Below are 19,606 nucleotides of genomic sequence, written 5' to 3'. Positions count from 1 at the left end.
CACGGCACGGCACGGCACGGCACGGCACGGCACGGCACGGCACGGCACGGCACGGCACGGCACGGCACGGCACGGCACGGCACGGCACGGCACGGACGAGCATGCCCTGGCTGAGAACGGCTGAGAATTCTCAGCTGATTCTTCTCAGGAAAGCCTGAGGGTTTTCCACAGGCTGTTCATAAGCACGGGCGCGAGTCTGGGTTCATGACCGAGAACGAGAACCGGCCCGGCCCCGCTGCCCCCGGTGGGCGCCAGCCGCACCAGAGCAGTGAGCAGTACGGCCAGTACCGGGCCGGGTCGAGTCCGTTCGCGGGCGGACAGGGCGATCCGCGCGAGGTCGGAGGCGGGCAGGCCGGAGCGCTTGGCGGGCAGCAGACGGCTGCCAGCGTTCAGCGGTCTGAGCCGGGCAGTGCTCAGCAGCCGTCCGGCGGGGCTCAGCCATTGGGACCAAGCGCTCCACAGCCGAGCACTGTCCGGCCGAGCACGACTCCGTCAGCACAGCCGACTGCCGCCGCGCAGCCCGGGCCGAGCGCCACGCCTTTGCCGGACCCGGACGCCCAGCACCAACCCGGCACTCCGCCCCGTCAACCCGTTGCCCCGCAACACCAACCGGGCTCGGCACATCCTCAATCCAGCCCCGTGCGCCAACCCACCGCCGTGCCACAACCCGACACCCAGCACCACCAACCTGGCACCCCACACCAACCCGGCACCCCGCACTACGGACCAATGCCCCAGCCCGCGCAGCCACCCGCAGCCCTGGCTAGTCCGAAGAAACGCCCCGGCCGTCTGCCCGTCCTCATCGGAGCCACCGCACTCGCCGCAGCGCTCCTCGGTGGCGGTGCTGGAGCAGCGATCGTCGGGCTGACGAGCGGTTCGAGCGCGCCCTCGACCACGGCGTCGTCCTCCGCCACCGGGCAGACAGTCAGCAACACGACGGCTTCCGGGGACGTCAGCACGGTCGCCGCGAAGGTGGTGCCCAGCGTCGTTCAGGTGAACGTCACGACCGGGCGGGGCACGGCGATCGGGTCGGGCGTCATCCTCACCGCCGACGGCCGGATCCTCACCAACGCGCACGTCGTGCAGGGCGCGCAGACCGTCACAGTCACCACGTCGGACGGCAAGAAGTATCAAGCCAACGTCGTCGGCTCGGACACCAAGAGCGACATCGCGGTGCTGCAGGCGCAGGGCGCGAGCGGGCTCACCGCCGCGACACTCGGCGATTCGAGCAAGCTCGCGGTCGGGCAGCAGGTCATCGCGATCGGGTCGCCGGGCGGGCTGCAGAACACCGTCACCACCGGCATCGTCAGTGCGCTCAACCGGCCGCTTTCCGACGTCGGGGGCGGAGGCGGCGACCAGCAGAACTCGCCGTTCGGCAGGCAGACGTCGAACGTCACGTCCGGCCCCAGCTACACCGCCATCCAGACCGACGCCTCGATCAACCAGGGCAACTCGGGCGGCGCGCTCGTCGACAGCCAGGGCCGGGTGATCGGCATCAACTCCGCGCTCTACAGCCCGAACTCTTCGGCGGGCAGCGTCGGGATCGGGTTCGCCATCCCGATCAACGACGCGAAGAAGATCGTCGACCAGATCGGGAACGGCTGACCGAAAGCAGGGAGGCGGACCGTGGTCGGGGCGGCCCGCCTCCACTCCTCACACCTGGGACGGTGAGGAAACCTGGCCGCTCTCTCCGGGAATTCGGGGCCCGGAGAGAGCGGCTTCTTCACGCGCCCGGCAGCTCGTAGGCCAGCGTGAACGTGTGCTTGCCCGCTTCGTCCGCAGCGATTTCGGCCGTTCCGGAGATGCCCGCCAGCTCGTCCGTGCCCGAGCCGGGCAGCAGAACCAGCGACAAACCCTCGTCCCCCGCCGTGTGCCGGAGGACGAAGCTTCCCTTCCGCCCGTCGACCGAACCGGTGAACCGCTCGAAGGCGACGTACGCGCGCGACGTCTCGTTCGACGCCGTCAGCATCTCGACCCGGCTGGTCCCCTCGACCGCCCCGGTGAACGTCTTCTCGATCAACACCCGCGCGAACGCCGTGCCCTCGGCCTCGTCCTGCGCCTGCGGCTCCCATTTGTCCAGTTCGAACGCGGCGACGGCGGTCCTGGTCATGCTGTTGCTCCTCTGCCGGAAACTCGATCCCGCCCAGTCAACCGCAGATACCTGCCATCTCCTGTCAGGTATCTCAACGCCGCCGGTTGCCGAACAGCCCGCGCGAGAACTCCCGGCCGAGCGAACTCGCCGCCGAGCGCATGAACGACTTCACCGCCGGGTTGCTCAACACCTGCGAGAGCATCCCCGGCTCGTCCTTCTCCGGCTTGGGCGCGGCCGGCGCCTCGGGTTCCGGCGCGGAATCCGGGGCTGGCACGGCTTTCGCCGCCAACTTCTCGTACGCCGACTCGCGGTCGATCGTCTCCGCGTACTTCGCGTTCAGCTCCGACGACGCGACCGCCGCCCGGATCGCGTCCGCCCCGATCGACCCCATCTTCGACCGCGGCGCGCGCAGCCGCGTCCACGCGACCGGCGTCGGCGCACCCCGTTCGGACAGCACGGTGACGATCGCCTCGCCGATCCCCAGCGACGTCAACGCCGACTCAAGGTCGTAGTGCGGCGACTTCGGATACGTCTTTACCGTGCGCGCCAACGCTTTCTGATCGTCCGGCGTGAACGCGCGCAACGCGTGCTGGACCCGTGCGCCGAGCTGGGACAGGACGTTGTTCGGGATGTCGGTCGGCAGCTGCGTGCAGAAGAACACGCCGACGCCCTTCGACCGGATGAGCTTCACCGTCTGCTCGATCCGCTCCAGGAACGCCTTCGAAGCGTCGGAGAACAGCAGGTGCGCCTCGTCGAAGAAGAACACCAGTTTCGGCTGGTCGAGGTCGCCCTCCTCGGGCAGCTCCTCGAACAGTTCAGCCAGCAGCCACATCAGGAAGGTCGAGAACAGCGCCGGTTTGGACTGCAGATTGTCCAGCTCCAGCAGGGTGATGACGCCCTTGCCGTCCTGCTGGCGCATCAGGTCGTGGACGTCCAGCTCGGGCTCGCCGAAGAACTCTTCGCCGCCCTGAGCCTCCAGATTGGACAGTGCGCGCAGGATGACGCCCGCGGTCGCCGCGGACACCCCGCCGATGCCCTTGAGGTCTTCCTTGCCCTCGTCACTGGTCAGATGGGTGATCACCGACCGCAGGTCCTTGGTGTCCAGCAGGGCGAGACCGCGCTGGTCAGCCCAGTGGAAGATGAGGCCGAGCGTCGACTCCTGCGTCTCGTTGAGCCCGAGCACCTTCGACAGCAGCACCGGCCCGAAGCTGGTGATCGTCGCGCGCACCGGGATCCCGGTGCCGCTGGTGCCGAGCGACAAGAACTGCACCGGACCCGCCTCGGGCGCCCATTCGTCGCCCAGTTCCGCGGACCGTTTCGCGGTGCGGTCGCTCGCCTCGCCGGGCGCGGACAGCCCGGACAGGTCGCCCTTGACGTCGGCCAGCACCACCGGGACCCCGGCCGCGGACAGCTGTTCGGAGATCAGCTGGAGCGTCTTGGTCTTGCCGGTGCCGGTCGCGCCCGCGACCAGGCCGTGCCGGTTCAACGTCGCCAGCGGCAGCCGGACAGCGGCCGACGCTTCGGTCTTCCCGTCGATCACCACCGCGCCCAGCTCGACGGCCGCCCCGTCGCTGACGTACCCCTGCGCGATCTCCGCCGCTGGTCCCGACGCTTGCTCGGCCACTGGCCGCACCCCGTTCCGAGTCCGAAATCACACCCCGCTGCACTGGCTGACCGAGCGTAACGCGCCGGAAGCCCAGGTGACGCCGCTGATATCCCCGTGTCGGGTTAGGGTGGTGCGGGTGAACGACCATCTTGTCTGGATCGACTGCGAGATGACGGGGCTCGACCTCGGCAAGGACGCGTTGATCGAAATAGCCGCGCTGGTGACCGACGCCGACCTGAACGTGCTGGGCGAGGGCGTCGACATCGTCATCCACGTCGACGACGCCAAGCTCGACGGCATGCCGCAGGTCGTCCACGACATGCACGCCAAGTCCGGCCTCACCGAAGAAGTCCGCGCCTCGACGACCACGCTCGCCGAGGCCGAGCAGCGCGTGCTGGAGTACATCCGCGAATGGGTGCCGGACCCGGCCAGCGCCCCGCTCGCCGGCAACTCGATCGCCACCGACCGCGGCTTCATCGCCCGCGACATGCCGGAGCTCGACAGCCACCTGCACTACCGGATGGTCGACGTCTCGTCGGTCAAGGAGCTGGTGCGCCGCTGGTACCCGCGGATCTACTACGCCAAGCCGGAGAAAGGCCTGGCCCACCGCGCGCTCGCGGACATCCGGGAGTCCGTCGGCGAACTCGAGTACTACCGCGCGATCGCCTTCGTCCCCCAGCCCGGCCCGACGAGCGACGAGGCCAAAGCCGCCGCCGCCGAAGTGCTGGAACGCCACCGAGGGTGACCCCCTGAAAAGCGCTCGCAGGCACCCGCTAGGATTGCTTCCAGCAAGGTGATCGCGAGATCTTTTGCCAGATGGTGGCTATAGCTCAGCTGGTAGAGCACCTGGTTGTGGTCCAGGAGGTCGCGGGTTCGAGCCCCGTTAGCCACCCGTACACCCCGGCTTCACCGAGATCTTTTTCGGCGAAGCCGGGGTTTTGTCGTTTCGGGGGTACCCTTGCCTGTGCCGATGTCGCACAGCTCACTGCGGCTCCCCTTCCCCTCCGCCGCCGTCGCGCCAGGCTCCGCCGACCGCGTTCACCGCGGGCCACCACCGCTGACCAGGGCTGTTGCCCCGGCGGACCGAAAAGGGGACCCCCCTGAAACGGGGCCTGAACGCCCTGCTAATCTTTTCCACGTCGCCGAGGGAAACCACAGCGGCGGGAAGCACCAAGCGCCATTAGCTCAATTGGCAGAGCAGCTGGCTCTTAACCAGCGGGTTCGGGGTTCGAGTCCCTGATGGCGCACCCTCACTCCCCAGGTCTTAAGATTCATCGACCTGGGGATTTTGATCTTCTGGAAGGTTTTCCTCCGGTTCCGGACTGTCCATTGTGGTCGTTGGCGAGCCCGAGACTTCGCGCCGACTGCTGCGGGACGATCGCCGCCGCGAACGTGTGGGTGCCGAAACTGTGTCACATCATGCGACTGCTGATATTCGTAGATCAGACCGCCAAGCCGACCGCGCCGACATACCGATCCGGTATCACGCATCCGGACCGGAACCTGCCGTTCGGGCGGTCGCTGGCCCAAGGAGCGATGAGGTCGATAGCGATTGACGTGACGACGTACTCGGCCATGATCTGTTCGAGGCGACGCCGGCTGACGACAAGCATCCGACCCAGACACTCGCGGCGAACACTGCCCACCCAGCGTTCAGCGATCGCGTCCGCCCGGAGCGCCCGAACAGGACTGCGCAGGACGCCGATGCCGACCAAGACGAATACCGCATCGAACGCAGTAGTGAACTTCGCATCGCGGTCACGGATCAGAAACCGCAGACCGTCCACGCGACCGTCAAGGTCCGTCAGCACATTCCGGACCTGCTGAACCACCCACTCCGCAGTCGGACGAGCGGTCACCCCTGCGACGTGGACACGACGACGGTCGTGTTCAACAAAGAACAACACGTACAACCGGCACAGCAACACCGTGCCGACGTAGGCGACCGATAGCGGAATGTCCTTGCAGTGCCAAAGATGTCTCGCAAACCAGTCTTCGGCGGCAGGAAGAGCGGTCGCAGCGCGATGCTCAGCGGTGCGGTTCTCTTTGTCCTGCAGGAGATCTGCGCGCTTGGCGATGGGTGCCGAGAGAACGTTGGCTGACACCACCGCGGTTGCTCGTCTCGTTCGGGCTGTCGAACGCGGGGGTCGCGTCGCCGCTCGGCGCGCCGAAGGGGGTGTGCGCGGCGCGTTTGAGGGTGATCGAGCTGATCCGTCCGGCCAGTGTGTCGGGGATTTCCCAGTCGCCGGGGACGCCGGTGAAACAGGCGTCGTGGGCGTGAGCGGCCCGCAGGATGGCGTCGGTGTCGTCGACAGTGAGGCCGGAGAAGCGGACTCGGGCCTTGCCGGGGCCGTCGAGCGCGACGACGCCGTCGCGCGGGCAGCCGCCGAGGCATTGGACGTGGCGGATGTCGACCTTGTCGCCGCGGAGGTGCTCGGCGATGGCGGGGGCGAGGGTGTGGCTGAATTCGCCACTGTGCTGGGGGTCGTAGCGGGGGCAGGTGGCGCAGACAAGCAGTGTCACGGATACCTCGGCGCGTGCTGAGTGCGGGGACGGTGCCGGGACGGGCGGCCGTGGCCGCGGGTGGTGGCGGCCGCCCGTCCCGGAGGGCGGGTCATGGCCGGTCGGCGGGTTCCTTGTGGAACTTGCCGTCCTTCATGATGGCGTGGAGTTTGGTCTTGTCCTGCAGGACGGTGATGTCGGCGAGCGGGTCGCCGTCGACGAGGAGCAGGTCGGCGAGGTAGCCGGGCTGGACCTTGCCGAGTTCGTCGGGGCGAAGCATGATCTCGCCGCCCTGCGCGGTCGCGGCGAGGATCGCTTCCATCGGGGTGAACTCGAAGCGTTCGACGAAGTGCTGCAGGTCGCGGGCGTAGGTGCCATGCGGGGTCCAGGCGAAGCCGTAGTCGCCGCCGGGCAGCACGCGGATGCCGCGCTTGTGCATTTCGATCATGGCGGCGGTGGCCGTCTCCAGTTCCCGTTTGTAGCCGGCGGCTTCGGCGGCTTCTTGGGGGTAGCCGAAGTCGGCTGCTTCGTACAGGGTCGCGACGAGCCAGTTCACGCCGGGCGCGACGAAGATCCAGTCCTTGGCGGATTCGAGCAGGTCCATGCCCTCCTCGTCGGTGAAGCTGGCGTGGTAGACGATGTCGACGCCGTGGCGCACGCACATTTTCACGCTTTCCGCGCTGCGCGCGTGCGCGCAGACCCGCTTGCCGCGGCGGTGTGCCTCGGTGACCGCCGCCGCGACTTCCTCGTCGGACATGTAGGTGTCCTCGGCGCGCTGGGTGCCGGTGATCTCTTCGCCGGTCATGGAGAGCTTGATCTGGTCGACCCCGATCTCGATGAGACGGCGCACGGCCTTGCGCATTTCCTCCGGGCCGTCGGCGAACCAGGTGATGCCCTTGACCAGCTCGCCGCCGGTGACCGCGATTTCCGGGCCGTTGGCCAGGTACCGCGGCCCGGGGAAGCGGCCGGCGTTGATGACGTCGCGGCAGACGACGTCGAGGCGGTCTTTGGCCGAGTCCGCGCCGAGGCACATCGTGTAGCCGGAATCGAGGTAGGACCGGGCGGACTCGATCGCGAACAGCAGGTGCTCCTCCACCGGAAGCGCGGCCAGACCGTCGAGGTCGCCGCTGTTGTTCCAGGTGAAGTGGGTGTGCGCGTCGCACAGCCCGGACATCAGCGTGCGGCCGCGGCCGTCGATCACGCGGGCGTTGCCGGCCGCGGCGGGGTCGACGGCGCCGACCGCAGCGATGCGGTCGTGGTCGACGAGCACGTCGCCGCGATAGGGGTCGGCCCGGTGGAGTCCAGAATGGACACGTCACGGAACAGAGTCTTGCTGGCGGGAACGGACATGGGGAACTCCTCGGCATTGAGGCGCAGAAGCGTTGCGATTACAGAAACTTCGTGAGCTGATCGGTGGTATCGGCGGCGGCTTCCAGCGCTGTCCAGTGCCCGACGCCGGGCAGGATCGACACGGTGGCGTCCCCGTGCGCGGCAGCGAGCGCCTGGCTCACCGCGGGCGGGCCGACTTTGTCGTCGGAACCGGTGATCAGCAGCAGCGGCAGATCCGCGGGAACCGCTCCCGGGTCGGTCGCGGCGGCGAGCGCTTCGCAGTTGCGGGCGTAGCCTTCGGGGTCCTGGCGCATCACCAGTTCCCGCACGAACGCGGCGACTTCGGGCTTGTCCCGCCTTGTGGTCTCGGACAGGGCATTGGCCACCACCCCGGGCGCGACGGCAGCGGTGCCTTGTTCGCGCAGGACCGCGGCGCGGTCTCGCTGGGCTTGCCGTCCCGCGTCGGCCGGTTCGGCGACCGCGCCCAAGAGCGCCAGGGCCGTCGCCCGCCGCGGATGCCGGGCCGCGAACGCGCGGGCGACGAGCGTGCCCATCGAATGCGCGACCACTGCCGCGGCGTCGACGCCCACGGCGTCGAGGACCGCCGCGAGGTCGTCCGCGTGGGACTCGATGCTGATCCCCTCGCGCAGCCCCGACCGGCCGGCCCCGGCGGCATCGACCCGGATCACCCGGAACCGTTCGGCCAGCGCTTGCGCCTGCACCTGATAGAAATTCGACGTGCCGCCCAGCCCGTGCACCATCAGCACTGCCGGGCCCGAACCCTCGACTTCGACCGCCAATTGAGCGCCGTTGATCCGCATTTCCGCTTCCTTTCCGCTCAGGCGATCCGGTTGCGCAGCGCGCCCAGACCGGAGACGGACACCTCGACGACGTCCCCGCGCTGCAGGAACTTCGGCGGCTCGAACCCGATCCCGACCCCGGCCGGTGTGCCGGTGGCGATGATGTCGCCGGGCAGCAGCGTGATCCCCGCCGACAGCGTCGCGATCAGCTCCGGGATGTCGAAGATCAGATCCTTGGCCAACGCCAGCTGCCGACTCTCCCCGTTGACCGAGGTCTCCAGCTCCAGCGCGGTCACATCCGGGACCTCGTCCGCGGTGACCGCGTACGGACCCATCGGGCAGTGCGTGTCCAGCGACTTGCCCAGCAGCCACTGCTTGTGGTCCCGCTGCAGATCCCGCGCGGTCACGTCGTTGACGATCGTGTAGCCCCACGGTGGAGCACTCGCTGCGCGCCTTCGTTGTCGACGGCGCCCGCGACGGCAGCCTCGGCCCCGGCGCGAAACTTCCCACCGAACGCGCCCTCGTCGAACAACTCTCCGCACCCCGCAGCGCCGTGCGCCGCGCCCTGGAAGCCCTGGAACGCGACGGCCTGGTCGTCCGCCACGTCGGCCGCGGCACCTTCCTCACCGAAGCAGCCGTCGGCCAGGTCGACGGAGCCCCCGCCGACACCAGCCCTGCCGAAATCATGCAAGTGCGGCAACTGCTCGAACCGCAAGTAGCCACTCTCGCCGCGCGCGTGGCCACGCAAGCCGACCTCGACCGCATCGCCCACTCCCTCGCCATGGGCGGCGAGGCCGCAGACTTCGAAAGCTTCGAACGCGCCGACGCCACCCTGCACCGCGCCATCGCCACCGCCGCCCACAACGGCCTGCTCATGAACATGTTCGACGTCATGAACACCGCCCGCGCCCTGCCCATCTGGGGCAACCTCAAACGCCGCACCTCGACCCCCGAACTGCGCGCCTGCTACCACCGCGAGCACACCGACATCGTGACCGCCCTGCGAGACCGCGACCCAGACGGCGCCGGCGCCGCCATGCGCCAGCACCTCCAACACGTCGCCGACAGCCTCCTCGGCCGACCCTGAACCGGCCGAGAGCGCCCGGCGCGCGAATTCCGCAGTACGGCGCGTTCACCAGCGACACCGTCTTCTTCGAGTGTCGAACCTGGCGATGGGCTCTACCACCCAGTGGCTCGCCGCGCTCGACCGGATCGCGAAGCTCGATGCCGACTGGGTCGCCCCCGGCCACGGCGATGTCGTCACGATCAAAGACCTGACCCTGTAGGGCTCGAAAAGTCGTCGCTGCAGCTCAGTCGGCGTATCGATACTCGTCGATGACTCCTGTGAGGAACCGGGTGCGCAAGAGTCTGCGGGTCCCGGAGTCCTGGACGACATCGGGCTGATCCTGGACGTCGGGAGGCCGCCGACCTCGGACCGGTGCGGCCGGTGCCTGTTGCGGTGCTCCTGATACTCGGCAAGGACCCGTCCGGTGTGCGCCTCGCTCATGACCAGAATGTGGTCGAGCACCTCGCGGCGAATGGTACCGATCACTCTTTCGCAATGAGCATTCATCCACGGAGCCTGGGGCGCGGCGAGGAGCACCTCGATCTCCTCGGCGTCGAAGGAGCCGGTGTACTTGCTGTCGCGATCGCGCGCAGCCGCCGTAGGCGGACGCCCAGCGCGTCGACCGTCGAGCGGTGTAGTCCCACTTTCTGGCGATCAGGAGGCGAATAATGATAGTAGAGCCAATCAGCAAGCTCTGGTTAAGAATTAAGCCCGACTATGACTCATGACCTCCAGACAATGAGGACGATGTCGAGGGCCTCAAGGATGAGTTGCTCGATTTCGTCTATGAACTCGGAGGCAAACGGAGGGCGCTCGGGGATGTCGAGCAGAACTTGCGGACTCGTGGCGGGATTCAGCTGGAGCGAGGTTCGCTGACCGCGTGGGCGCCAACGTGGACATTTGGGTAAAAGTCATCGACGACGCTTCGAAATGCAAGGTCATCGTCAAGGAGCACTCAAATATTTTGTTCCTGCATAAGACGAAGATCGTCAATGACGTGGCCGAGAATAAGTCAGCCTACGAGGCAGCTAATGCACAGGAGCAACAGGCGAGAGCCTGAGGCCCGATTTTCGGCGAGTACTACGCCACCAGCCGGGGCGAGTGCACCGGCAGGCTCGGATTGACCTTGTCGTAGTCCTTCTCCGCGACCTTCACCAGCGCGAAATCGCTGTAGGCACAAGTATTCTGGGCCTTCTCGCCGATCCTGCGGATGGTCAGCCAGCTGCTGTACGCCAGCCGACCGGTCCCGATGACCGTGCCGCTGGCCAGCCGATGAGCCGCCACGGTTGAAGGTCACCGCCGTCTCGAGCGGGAGACTGCCCGCGCTGCAGCCGTTGGCCTGGTTGCTTTCGCCGGTACTGGCGCAGTGCGCTGCTTGACCGAGATAAACGGCGCCTGCTCCGGTCGCCGTCAGCACACACCGGAGTGGGAGTGCTTCATCGCAGCGCGCCTCTCCGTGATGTCTTGCCGCGCACGCTCCACCGCACCCCACAGTCGGGTGACTGCTGGGGACGCCGACTGCACAGCACGACAAAGCACCAGCCAGACGGATGAGCGAACTTGAGCTACGCGGCTGAGTCGCGGGAACCGGCCGCACCGACATCAGGCAACGGACGCCGGCAGAGTTCGCGAGCTTCGTCGGCGGACAAGCCGAGCATGCGCAGCAGATCCTCGGCGACCTGGTCGGTCGCCTCCGCGGCGTCGCGACCGGGCTGGTCGTGCAGCAGCTGGCCGAGACACAACATGGCGCCGGCCACCGTGACCATGGCGAGTTCGGGGTCGCGCACCGTGAACCGGCCGGCGTCGACCGCGGCCTCGATGTCCCGGCGCGCCCGGGGGGCCAGCCCGCGCTCGGCCGTGGCCAGGGCGAGCCCGTTGTTCAGCAGCACCCGGCTCAGCTCGGGACGCAGCCGGTGCAGGCGGCCGCTCAGCCGGAAGCTCTGCGCGAACGCCAGCGCCGGGTCCTCCAGATCCGCGGTCAGTTCGTCGAGCACGGCGCCGTAGCGGTCCAGCGCGTCCTCGACCGCGGCCTGGTAGAGCTGTTCCTTGCTCTCGAAATGGTTGTAGAACGACCCCATCCCGACGTCGGCGGCCTGCGTGATCTCCAGGATCGGGACGTTCGTGTTCCCAGCCGCCATCAAAGCCTGGGCCGCGCGGAGCAGCGCCGCACGAGTCCGCGCCTTGCGCCGCGCCGACCGGTCGCCGACCCCCTGCTCGGTCATGCCCCACACCTCCTGGGAGCCACCCTAGCGGACCGCCTCAGAAATGAGGAAATCGTCAGAATCGCTTGACTGACGATATGCTCGCAGGTGACGATATCGTCAACTAGATGGGAGGGGCGATGACCGATCCCCACGCCGACCTGCACAGCGAGCAAGGCGCGTTGCCCGGCGAACACCCGGGGAGGGCGCGCAATCCGGTCATCAAGGTGCACGACCTGGCGTGGCTGGAGTTCGAGAAGCCGGACCTGGCCAAGGCCGAACTGTTCGCCCACGCCTTCGGGTTCACCACGTCGCTGCGCACCGCGGACGAACTGCAGCTGCGCGGCACCGAACCCGGCGCACCCTGCGTCCTGATCCGCCGCGGCCCGCGCTCACGGTTCACCGGACCGGCGTTCCGGGCCGCCGACCCGGCGGACGTGCTTCGGCTGGCGGAGGCGACCGGACACCAGGTCAACCGCCTGCCGGAGAGCCTCGGCGGGGCCACCGTGGACCTGCGCGACCCGAGCGGCGCCCGGGTGCGGATCGTGTCCGGCACGCACGACCTTCCGGCGTTGCCGGGGCAGGAGCCGCTGACCTTCAACTTCGGGCACGACGTCCGGCGCGTGAACGCGACCCAGCGGCCGCGGCGGGAGCCGGTCAAGGTGCAGCGACTCGGCCACGTCGTGCTGCAGACGCGGAAGTACCGCGAAACGCTCGACTGGTACCTGGCCCACCTGGGCCTGATCGTGAGCGACTTCCTCTACTACCCGGGCCAGCGCGCACGTGGCCCGGTGATGAGCTTCATCCGCTGCGACCGCGGTGCCGCCCCGGCCGACCACCACACCCTCGCGATGGTGCTCGGACCGGCGAACCGGTACGTGCACTCGGCCTACCAGGTACCCGACCTCGATTCGCTCGCCGCCGGCGGCGAGTACCTGCTCGAGCGGGGCTACCGGCGCTCGTGGGGCATCGGCAGGCACGTCCAGGGCAGCCAGCTGTTCGACTACTGGCGCGACCCCGACGGATTCCTCGTCGAGCACTTCAGCGACGGCGACCTGTTCGACTGCTCGCTCGAGCCCGGCTGGGCGCCGATGACCGCATCGGGACTGGCCCAGTGGGGCCCGCCCGCCACCAAGGACTTCCTCGGCGTCAAACCCGGCCGGGAAGCGTTCGGCGAGCTGCGCGCCATCGTCGGCGCGCTGCGCGAGGAAAACGAATTCGACTTCGACCGCCTTCGCGGCCTGCTGAAAGTAGCTGTGTCATGAGCATTTCCGTCCTCCGTACCGCCGACGCCTGGTGGGTCGCCACCCCCGCCGGAGCGGCCGAAGTGGCCACCCCGGCCACGACCACCGCACAACTGCTGGCCGACCGGAAAGCCCTCGACGCGGCGGCGGCCAGTGGCCGCACAGTCGGGGTGGAGACTCTTGAGCTCGTCTCGCCGGTCACCGCTCCGTGCCGAGTGGTCGCCCAGATGACCAACTTCGCCTCGCACGTCGAAGACACCGGCGGGAACCCGGGCACCGTGCCGCTGACGTTCTTCCGCAAGTCGTCCGGCTCGATCAGCGGCCCGCACGACGACGTGGTGCGGCCCGCTCACGTGCGGCTCCTGGACTACGAAGTCGAGATCGGCCTCGTCATCGGCACGGAGATCACGGTCGGCACGGAGATCGGTGACGACCTCTCGCAGTACGTCGCGGGCCTGGTGGTGGCCAACGACGTCTCCGCGCGGGACATCCAGCTGCCCCAGACCCAGTTCTACGAGGCCAAGTCCTACCCGACGTTCACCCCCATCGGGCCCGCGCTGGTCCTGCTCGACGCCGACGAGCTCAAGCGATTCCCCGACCTGCGGCTGAAACTGAGCGTCAACGGCGAAACCCGCCAAGACCGGACGGTCGCCGACATGATCTACCGCCCCGCCGAAGCCCTCCGTGCCCTCGCCCGCTTCCAGCGGCTCGACCCGGGCGACCTCGTCCTGACCGGCACCCCCGCGGGCACGGCGTTGTCCGCCCCGCCGAAGGCGGTGGAGATCATCGGCTCGCTCCTGCCGCCGGCGCTCAAGTGGAAGCTGTTCTTCCGTGGCCAGGGACGGAATCCCCGGTACCTCCAGGACGGCGACGTCATCGAGGCCGGAGTGGCCACCGACGACGGTGCGATCGACCTGGGCACCCAGCGCACGGTGGTGAGGCACGCCCGATGAACGCTGACCTGCAGTGGCCCAAGTACGCCGACCCCACCGACCTCGCCGCGATCGAAGCCGTGCCGCTGGCGGCACGCGGCCTTCCCGCGTCGACCTACGCCCTGCTGGTCCGCGCCGCCACCACCTGGCCGGACCGCACCGCGCTCACCGTGCTGCCGGAAGCCGCGCGCTGGCGCGAAGCTGAGCAGCGCACCTTCGCCGGACTGCTCGGCGACGTCCACCGATACGCGAACCTGCTGCACGAGATCGGCGTCCGCCGACGGGACGCTATCGCGCTGATGTCGCCCAACACCGCCGAACTTGTGCCCGCCACCCTGGCCGCGCAACTCGCCGGGATCGCGGCACCCCTCAACGGCGGCCTTTCACACCAGCACCTCGCCCAGCTCCTCCGCCGTTCCGGCGCGCGGGTCCTCGTCGCCGCCGGTCCCGAGCTGTCCCCGGCCATCTGGGAAACCGCGCAAGCCCTCGCCCAGGACGGACACGTCGACTCCCTCCTGGTCCTGCGGCCCACCGGCGCCGCCGACCCGGCCCCGGACCTGCCGAGCCTGCCCGGGATCCGCGTCGGCTACCTCGGCAAGCTGGCGGCCGGGCAAGACTCCGCGGCGTTCTTCGGCGAACCGCCCCGCCCGGACGACTTGGCCGCGTTCTTCCCGACCGGCGGCACCACCGGCGCTCCGAAACTGGCCGCGCACACGCACGCCATGGAGATCGCCGACGCCTGGATGCTGGCCGCCAACTCGCTGCTCGACGACGCGACGCTCTTCGCCGCGCTGCCGCTGTTCCACGTCAACGCGCTGGTCGTCACCCTGCTCACGCCGCTGTTCAGGGGACAGGCCACGGTCTGGGCCGGGCCGCTGGGCTATCGCGACCTCCCGCTCTACGGCGAGTTCTGGAAAATCGTCGAGCACCACCGGATCGCGACGATGAGCGCGGTCCCCACCGTGTACGCGGTGCTCGCGCAGTGCCCGGTCAACGCGGACATCAGCAGCTTGCGCTTCGCCATGGTCGGGGCCTCGCCCCTGCCGGCCGCCGTCCGCGAAAACTTCCAGGCCCGCACCGGCATCACGCTCGTCGAAGGCTACGGCCTGACCGAAGCGACCTGTGCCAGCGCGCGCAGCTTCCCCGACGCGCCCCGGCCCGGCTCGGTCGGTCAGCGGTTGCCCTACCAGCGGATGAAAACCGTCCGCGTCCGCGAGGACGGCACCTGGGAAGACCTTCCACCCGGCCACACCGGCGTGCTCGCGATCAGCGGGCCCGCGGTGTTCCCCGGCTACGTCACCGGCCAGGACGAGCACGGCCACGTGCTCGACGGCCTCGGCAAGCTCGTCGACGGCTGGCTGGACACCGGCGACCTCGCCCGCCTCGACCCCGACGGATTCGTCCACCTCGCCGGCCGCGCCAAAGACCTCATCATCCGCGGTGGCCACAACATCGACCCCGCGATCGTCGAGGACGCTTTGCTCGCCCATCCCGCGGTCACCGCCGCGGGCGCGGTGGGGCGGCCGGACGCCCACTCCGGCGAGGTCCCCGTCGCCTACGTGACGCTCGCTCCCGGCTCGATGGCCACCGAGCAGGAACTGGCCGGCTGGGCCCGCGACCGAGTCCCCGAGTCCGCAGCCGCGCCGAAGACCGTCACGGTGTTCGATGCCCTGCCGCTCACCGACTTGGGCAAGCCGTACAAACCCGCGCTGCGCGCCGACGCCACCCGGCGCGAGCTCACCGAAGCCCTGGCCGGGCTGCCCGGCGTCCTCGACATCGACGCCGAGGTCGACGACGGCTCGGTCATCGCGGTGGTGCGGGTCTCGGGCGACGCCGCCGAGCCGGCGGTCAAGGCGGTCCTCGGCCGCTACGCGATCGGCTGGCGCCTGGCAGGTGCCTCGTGACCGAGGTGCCCGTGGTGATCATCGGCGCGGGCCCGACCGGCCTCACCGCCGCCACCCTGCTGGCCCAGTACGGCGTCGAGTGCCTCGTCCTCGACCGGTGGGAAACGATCTACCCCCAGCCTCGTGCCGTCCACCTCGACGACGAGATCTGCCGCATCCTCGGCAGGCTCGGCCTCTTCGAGGAGTTCGCGGCGATTTCCTGGCGCTGCAACGGGTTGCGGCTCGTGGACCGGGACCTGCGCGTGCTCGCGGAGTTCCAGCGCGACGCGGCGCACGGCAGGCACGGCTACCCCGAGGCCAGCATGTTCGACCAGCCCGAACTGGAAGCGCTCCTGCGCTCAGGCCTCAAGCGGCACAGCGTCGTCACGCTGCGCGGCGGCGCCGAGGTCACCTCGCTCGCCCTGGAGGTCGGCGGCGTACGGGTCGCGTTCACCGAGTCCGGTCAACCGGACTCGGTGCTCGCGCGTTACGTACTCGGCTGCGACGGAGCGAACAGCCTGACCCGGACCTCGATCGGCGCCGTCATGCGCGACCTCGGGTTCACCCAGCGCTGGCTCGTCGCCGACATCCGCACCGACGCCGAACTCGGCGCCTGGGAAGGGGTGCACCAGGTCTCCGACCCGACCCGCGCCGCCACCTACATGCGCATCGGAAAGAACCGCTACCGCTGGGAATTCCAGCTGACCGAAGGCGAAACAGCCGACGACTACCGCGAACCGGCCGCACTGCTCCCCCTGCTCAAGCCATGGACCGGGGAGACACCGGCCGACCGCCTCGAGATCGTCCGCGTCGCCGAGTACACCTTCCGCGCCCAGGTCGCCGACCGCTGGCGCGACCGGCGGGTCTTTCTCCTCGGCGACGCCGCCCACCTCACCCCGCCGTTCATCGGCCAGGGCATGGGCGCCGGGATGCGCGACGCGATGAACCTCGCCTGGAAACTCGCCGGCGTGCTCGACGGCACGCTCCCCGAAACCGTCCTCGCCAGCTACCAGACGGAACGCAAACCCCACGCCACCACCATGATCCGGATCGCCAAGCTGATGGGCACGGCGATGACCGAAGGCGGCGAACTCGGCAACCTCCTCCGCCGCGTCGCCGCACCGCATCTGCACCTCGTGCCCGGCCTGCGCAAGCGCGTGCTCGAAACCGCAACCCCGGCACTGCACCGCTCCGCGCTGGTGGCGCGCCCGCCCCTGCGGCATTCCCTGGCCGGCCGGCAATGCCCCAACGCACCGGTCGGCAGCGGACAACGGCTCGACGAGGTGACAGCCGGCCGGTTCGCGTTCGTCAGCACCGCCGAGCCGTCGCCCGCACAGCGCGCGGACATCGAACAACGCGGAGCCGTGCTCGTGATGGCCCCGCCCGGGAGCGCCCTGCACCGCTGGTTGCGCCGCGGCTTCGCCCACGCCGCCGTAGTCCGTCCCGATGCGACGGTCCACAGCGCCGGCCGTGACTTGGCCGCCCTCTGCGCGGCGATACCTCCTTACCGCGCAACCCCGTGAACGTCGCCGCGACAGCGCGGCCGCACCGGTCGACGCGCCCGGAACCGACGATCGAGAAGGAAGGACCCCGTTGGGGGAACAACTCACGCGACGCGGATCACGGACGACCTCGTCCTGCCCTGGCCAACCCGCCTGGACAGCGCACCAGGGCCGCTCTGGACGTCGAGAAAGGGGCTCCGCCGCGGTGCCGATAGGCAACGGCGACGCAGCAGCAGGACTCGTTTCTTGACTTCCAATCAAGAGAGACCTAGCCTTCGCGCCACTAGCTCTTGATTGATAGTCAAGAGCCACAGGTGAGCTGAGCAAGGTGGGCGATGGAGACTTCGGCGGAGAAGGACAGCCACACCGCGCCGATGCGGCGGGACGTGTGGTTCGAGTCCGGCGGCGTGCAGTGCGCTGCGTGGCTGTACTCGCCCGCAGGGGAAAGCGGGCCTCGGCCGTTGGTGGTCATGGCGCACGGCTTGGGCGCGGTGCGGGAGTGGCGGTTGGACGCGTTCGCGGAACGGTTCGCCGCGCAGGGGTGGATGGTGCTGGTGTTCGACTACCGGTACCTGGGCGCCAGCGAGGGATCTCCTCGTCAGTTGCTCGACATCGGCGACCAGCTCGACGACTGGCGGGCGGCACTGGCCTACGGCCGGTCCCTGCCGGAGGTCGACCAGGGCCGGATCGCGGTGTGGGGGACCTCGTTCGGCGGCGGGCACGCGCTGCGGATCGCGAGCGAGGACCACGGCGTGGCCGCCGTGGTGGCCCAGTGCCCGTTCACCGACGGCCCGGCGTCGTTGCTCTCCCGGTTCCGGTCCAGCCCGGCGAGCATGGCCGGGCTCGTCATCGCCGCCCTGTTCGATGTCGCCGGGTCGGTATTCGGCGCGAAGCCGGTGCTGGCTCCGGTGGTCGGGGCGTGGTGGATGCCCGCCTTCCTGGTGTCGCCGACCGCGATCGCCGCGGCATCCAAGCTGATGCCCGCGGGGTCTCGGCTCTCGCCTCGTACCGCCGCGGTCCTCGCCCGCCTCCCGGCCGTGGGCAATGGGCTGTCACCGACCGTCGAGACCGGTGGGCCGCCGTTCCGCCCCGCCGACACCGCTGTCGGCCGCGACTCGATCTGGGGCGTCATGACGGGCCCGGACGGTCGCGGCGACAGTGCCAACGCGATCGCGGCCCGGCTCGCGTTGCGGTTGCCGCTCTACCGGCCGGGCAAGGACATCCGCAAGATCGCCGCCGCGACCCTGGTGTGCGTGTGCGACGACGACCGCGCCGCCCCTGCGCGCACCACGGCCCGCCTTGCGGGCGGGCAGGACCACGTCCAGGTCAACCACTACGACGGTGACCACTTCGACATCTACGTCGGCGACCTGTTCGAGCGTGCCGTCGCAGACCAGATCCGGTTCCTCGCCGCCCGGTTCGCGGCCGCGGCGGGCCGGTAGCCGCCCCGCCGCGTCACCTGCGGTCAGGAGAGTCCGGCACGGCGACGATGCCGCGGGCACTGCGCACCAACGTCTCGACGACGGCGCGATCGCCCGCGGCGTCGCCCGCGTGCGTCAACATCCCTTCGACAACGAACACCCCGATCCGGGTCATCGCGTCCTGCTCGGTTTCCGGCACGCCCAACGCGGCCAGATGCCACCGCAGGATCGCCTCCACCTGCGAGTGGAAGCCGTCGTGCCATGCCCGCAGCGACTCCGAGGCCGCGACCCTGGCGTGCACCGTCGTGATCAGCCGGTCGACCCGCCGCAACTCGCTCACTGCCCACAGCAACTGCTCGACCGGCGGTTCGGCCGAGCGTTCCGCCACACCGGACAGAAACTGTGCGAACAGCGCGTCCAGAACAGCGACCAGTACCTCGTCCTTGTCCTTGAAGTACCAGTAGACGGTATTGGAGGTCACCCCCGCCTCCCGCCCGATCCGCGCCACCGTCGTGGGGCCGTAGCCTTCCTCCACGAACAACCGGGCGGCCGCGGCGACGATCTCGCCGCGCTTCTCCTCCCGGTCCTGCGGGCGTCGGTTACGCGGCATCCCCTACCTGCTCAAATCGGTCACGCTGGAAGCCCACTGTAAAGGGACACGGCACCACAGACGATCTCGACCCGGCACGACCGCACCCGGACACTCTGGCAAGGTCGCCATTCGACGTGCAGCCGCTGCCCCGCATGATCGGCCAGCCTGCGCACCTGGACTGAATCTGCCATCCGCCTAGCCGAAGGTGCCAACGCCGGTGCCGGTGCTGTCGTAGAGGCGGTCGGCGACGACGAGCACGCGGTGCACGTGTCCCGCGGTGTCGACGATGCGGTGGCGGCAGAAGAACGGCGATGCGCTGCGGGCGACGGTCGCGAGGTTTCCTCGACGGGGTCGCGGTCCTCGGGATGCTTGTGCGCGAGCACCATCGTCCGCTGTCCTTGTTCAGACGATGCCCTCTAGGACAGACCATCAAGAA

19 protein-coding genes, 2 tRNA genes and 1 pseudogene are annotated in these 19,606 nt (G+C 69.3%); 11 read left to right on the top strand and 11 right to left on the bottom strand.

Going from position 1 to position 19,606, the window contains the following annotated elements:
* The first annotated feature begins 729 nt into the window (after positions 1-729).
* A complete protein-coding gene (locus ACZ63D_RS14300; RefSeq protein ID WP_465354727.1) occupies positions 730-1,605 on the top strand; it encodes a S1C family serine protease in 876 nt (291 codons plus the stop codon).
* A 118-nt stretch (positions 1,606-1,723) separates the two neighbouring features.
* Here ACZ63D_RS14300 and ACZ63D_RS14295 read toward each other — a convergent pair whose 3' ends face one another.
* Together ACZ63D_RS14295 and ACZ63D_RS14290 are read right to left on the bottom strand one after the other, a co-directional pair.
* Complete coding sequence (locus ACZ63D_RS14295) at positions 1,724-2,110, bottom strand: DUF3224 domain-containing protein (RefSeq protein WP_465354726.1); 387 nt, start codon at positions 2,108-2,110, stop codon at positions 1,724-1,726.
* Positions 2,111-2,183: 73 nt separating this feature from the next.
* Positions 2,184-3,716, bottom strand: a complete 1,533-nt coding sequence (locus ACZ63D_RS14290; RefSeq protein WP_465354725.1) for a helicase HerA-like domain-containing protein — start codon at positions 3,714-3,716, stop codon at positions 2,184-2,186.
* A gap of 118 nt (positions 3,717-3,834) precedes the next feature.
* Between ACZ63D_RS14290 and orn the strand changes: the two genes are divergently transcribed.
* From orn to ACZ63D_RS14275, 3 genes are all read left to right on the top strand, one after another.
* The gene (orn, locus tag ACZ63D_RS14285) at positions 3,835-4,443 is read left to right on the top strand and encodes an oligoribonuclease (RefSeq protein ID WP_465354724.1); all 609 of its coding nucleotides are present in this window, start codon (positions 3,835-3,837) and stop codon (positions 4,441-4,443) included.
* A gap of 74 nt (positions 4,444-4,517) precedes the next feature.
* Positions 4,518-4,590 (top strand) — tRNA-His (locus ACZ63D_RS14280).
* Between the two features lie 282 nt (positions 4,591-4,872).
* Positions 4,873-4,945, top strand: a tRNA-Lys gene (locus ACZ63D_RS14275).
* Positions 4,946-5,140: 195 nt separating this feature from the next.
* On the opposite strand, the gene ACZ63D_RS14270 is transcribed toward ACZ63D_RS14275, so the two are convergent.
* From ACZ63D_RS14270 to ACZ63D_RS14250, 5 genes are all read right to left on the bottom strand, one after another.
* Positions 5,141-5,803 carry a hypothetical protein gene (locus tag ACZ63D_RS14270; RefSeq protein WP_465354723.1) on the bottom strand — a complete coding sequence of 221 codons (663 nt, stop codon included), beginning with the start codon at positions 5,801-5,803 and terminating at the stop codon, positions 5,141-5,143.
* The gene (locus ACZ63D_RS14265; protein ID WP_465354722.1) at positions 5,727-6,221 is read right to left on the bottom strand and encodes a DUF1636 family protein; all 495 of its coding nucleotides are present in this window, start codon (positions 6,219-6,221) and stop codon (positions 5,727-5,729) included. Before ACZ63D_RS14265 ends, ACZ63D_RS14270 begins: the two co-directional genes overlap by 77 nt.
* A gap of 91 nt (positions 6,222-6,312) precedes the next feature.
* Positions 6,313-7,470, bottom strand: a complete 1,158-nt coding sequence (locus ACZ63D_RS14260) for a metal-dependent hydrolase family protein (RefSeq protein WP_465354721.1) — start codon at positions 7,468-7,470, stop codon at positions 6,313-6,315.
* 118 nt (positions 7,471-7,588) lie between these two features.
* Complete coding sequence (locus ACZ63D_RS14255) at positions 7,589-8,350, bottom strand: alpha/beta fold hydrolase (RefSeq protein ID WP_465354720.1); 762 nt, start codon at positions 8,348-8,350, stop codon at positions 7,589-7,591.
* 17 nt (positions 8,351-8,367) lie between these two features.
* Complete coding sequence (locus ACZ63D_RS14250) at positions 8,368-8,736, bottom strand: fumarylacetoacetate hydrolase family protein (protein WP_465354719.1); 369 nt, start codon at positions 8,734-8,736, stop codon at positions 8,368-8,370.
* Positions 8,737-8,762: 26 nt separating this feature from the next.
* Here ACZ63D_RS14250 and ACZ63D_RS14245 point away from each other — a divergent pair, with 26 nt between their 5' ends.
* A complete protein-coding gene (locus ACZ63D_RS14245) occupies positions 8,763-9,416 on the top strand; it encodes a FadR/GntR family transcriptional regulator (protein WP_465354718.1) in 654 nt (217 codons plus the stop codon).
* A 405-nt stretch (positions 9,417-9,821) separates the two neighbouring features.
* Here ACZ63D_RS14245 and ACZ63D_RS14240 read toward each other — a convergent pair.
* Positions 9,822-9,902, bottom strand: a pseudogene (locus ACZ63D_RS14240) (hypothetical protein); the annotation flags it as partial.
* A gap of 373 nt (positions 9,903-10,275) precedes the next feature.
* Between ACZ63D_RS14240 and ACZ63D_RS14235 the strand changes: the two are divergent.
* Entirely contained in the window at positions 10,276-10,455 is a 180-nt protein-coding gene (locus ACZ63D_RS14235) for a hypothetical protein (protein WP_465354717.1), read from the top strand.
* 20 nt (positions 10,456-10,475) lie between these two features.
* Here ACZ63D_RS14235 and ACZ63D_RS14230 read toward each other — a convergent pair whose 3' ends face one another.
* Together ACZ63D_RS14230 and ACZ63D_RS14225 are read right to left on the bottom strand one after the other, a co-directional pair.
* Entirely contained in the window at positions 10,476-10,679 is a 204-nt protein-coding gene (locus ACZ63D_RS14230; protein WP_465354716.1) for a hypothetical protein, read from the bottom strand.
* Between the two features lie 281 nt (positions 10,680-10,960).
* Positions 10,961-11,617, bottom strand: coding sequence for a TetR/AcrR family transcriptional regulator (locus ACZ63D_RS14225; protein WP_465354715.1), 657 nt, complete (start codon positions 11,615-11,617; stop codon positions 10,961-10,963).
* 119 nt (positions 11,618-11,736) lie between these two features.
* Here ACZ63D_RS14225 and ACZ63D_RS14220 point away from each other — a divergent pair, with 119 nt between their 5' ends.
* The 5 genes from ACZ63D_RS14220 to ACZ63D_RS14200 all read left to right on the top strand — a co-directional run bounded on the left by ACZ63D_RS14220 (position 11,737) and on the right by ACZ63D_RS14200 (position 18,599).
* Positions 11,737-12,861 (top strand): VOC family protein, encoded by a 1,125-nt coding sequence (locus tag ACZ63D_RS14220; RefSeq protein WP_465354714.1) that lies wholly within the window; start codon positions 11,737-11,739, stop codon positions 12,859-12,861.
* Entirely contained in the window at positions 12,858-13,793 is a 936-nt protein-coding gene (locus ACZ63D_RS14215; protein WP_465354713.1) for a fumarylacetoacetate hydrolase family protein, read from the top strand. Before ACZ63D_RS14220 ends, ACZ63D_RS14215 begins: the two co-directional genes overlap by 4 nt.
* A complete protein-coding gene (locus ACZ63D_RS14210) occupies positions 13,790-15,676 on the top strand; it encodes an acyl-CoA synthetase (protein ID WP_465354712.1) in 1,887 nt (628 codons plus the stop codon). The genes ACZ63D_RS14215 and ACZ63D_RS14210 overlap by 4 nt, the downstream gene beginning before the upstream one ends.
* Positions 15,673-17,178 (top strand): bifunctional 3-(3-hydroxy-phenyl)propionate/3-hydroxycinnamic acid hydroxylase MhpA, encoded by a 1,506-nt coding sequence (gene mhpA / locus ACZ63D_RS14205; protein ID WP_465354711.1) that lies wholly within the window; start codon positions 15,673-15,675, stop codon positions 17,176-17,178. Before ACZ63D_RS14210 ends, mhpA begins: the two co-directional genes overlap by 4 nt.
* A 314-nt stretch (positions 17,179-17,492) precedes the next feature.
* A complete protein-coding gene (locus tag ACZ63D_RS14200) occupies positions 17,493-18,599 on the top strand; it encodes an alpha/beta hydrolase (protein WP_465354710.1) in 1,107 nt (368 codons plus the stop codon).
* Positions 18,600-18,612: 13 nt separating this feature from the next.
* Here the strand turns inward: ACZ63D_RS14200 and ACZ63D_RS14195 are convergent, their stop codons facing one another.
* Positions 18,613-19,188, bottom strand: coding sequence for a TetR/AcrR family transcriptional regulator (locus ACZ63D_RS14195; protein WP_465354709.1), 576 nt, complete (start codon positions 19,186-19,188; stop codon positions 18,613-18,615).
* Positions 19,189-19,606 lie beyond the last annotated feature (418 nt).

Source organism: Amycolatopsis sp. NPDC104775, assembly GCF_055583325.1.
This window is presented reverse-complemented; position numbering and strand designations above follow the sequence as displayed.

Bases quoted from the DNA above. Each gene is read 5' to 3' on its own strand.
- ACZ63D_RS14300 (WP_465354727.1), top strand. From the start codon at position 730: ATGCCCCAGCCCGCGCAGCCACCCGCAGCCCTGGCTAGTCCGAAGAAA.
- ACZ63D_RS14295 (WP_465354726.1), bottom strand. From the start codon at position 2,110: ATGACCAGGACCGCCGTCGCCGCGTTCGAACTGGACAAATGGGAGCCG.
- ACZ63D_RS14255 (WP_465354720.1), bottom strand. From the start codon at position 8,350: ATGCGGATCAACGGCGCTCAATTGGCGGTCGAAGTCGAGGGTTCGGGC.
- ACZ63D_RS14225 (WP_465354715.1), bottom strand. From the start codon at position 11,617: ATGACCGAGCAGGGGGTCGGCGACCGGTCGGCGCGGCGCAAGGCGCGG.
- ACZ63D_RS14220 (WP_465354714.1), top strand. From the start codon at position 11,737: ATGACCGATCCCCACGCCGACCTGCACAGCGAGCAAGGCGCGTTGCCC.
- ACZ63D_RS14215 (WP_465354713.1), top strand. From the start codon at position 12,858: ATGAGCATTTCCGTCCTCCGTACCGCCGACGCCTGGTGGGTCGCCACC.
- ACZ63D_RS14210 (WP_465354712.1), top strand. From the start codon at position 13,790: ATGAACGCTGACCTGCAGTGGCCCAAGTACGCCGACCCCACCGACCTC.
- ACZ63D_RS14200 (WP_465354710.1), top strand. From the start codon at position 17,493: ATGGAGACTTCGGCGGAGAAGGACAGCCACACCGCGCCGATGCGGCGG.
- ACZ63D_RS14195 (WP_465354709.1), bottom strand. From the start codon at position 19,188: ATGCCGCGTAACCGACGCCCGCAGGACCGGGAGGAGAAGCGCGGCGAG.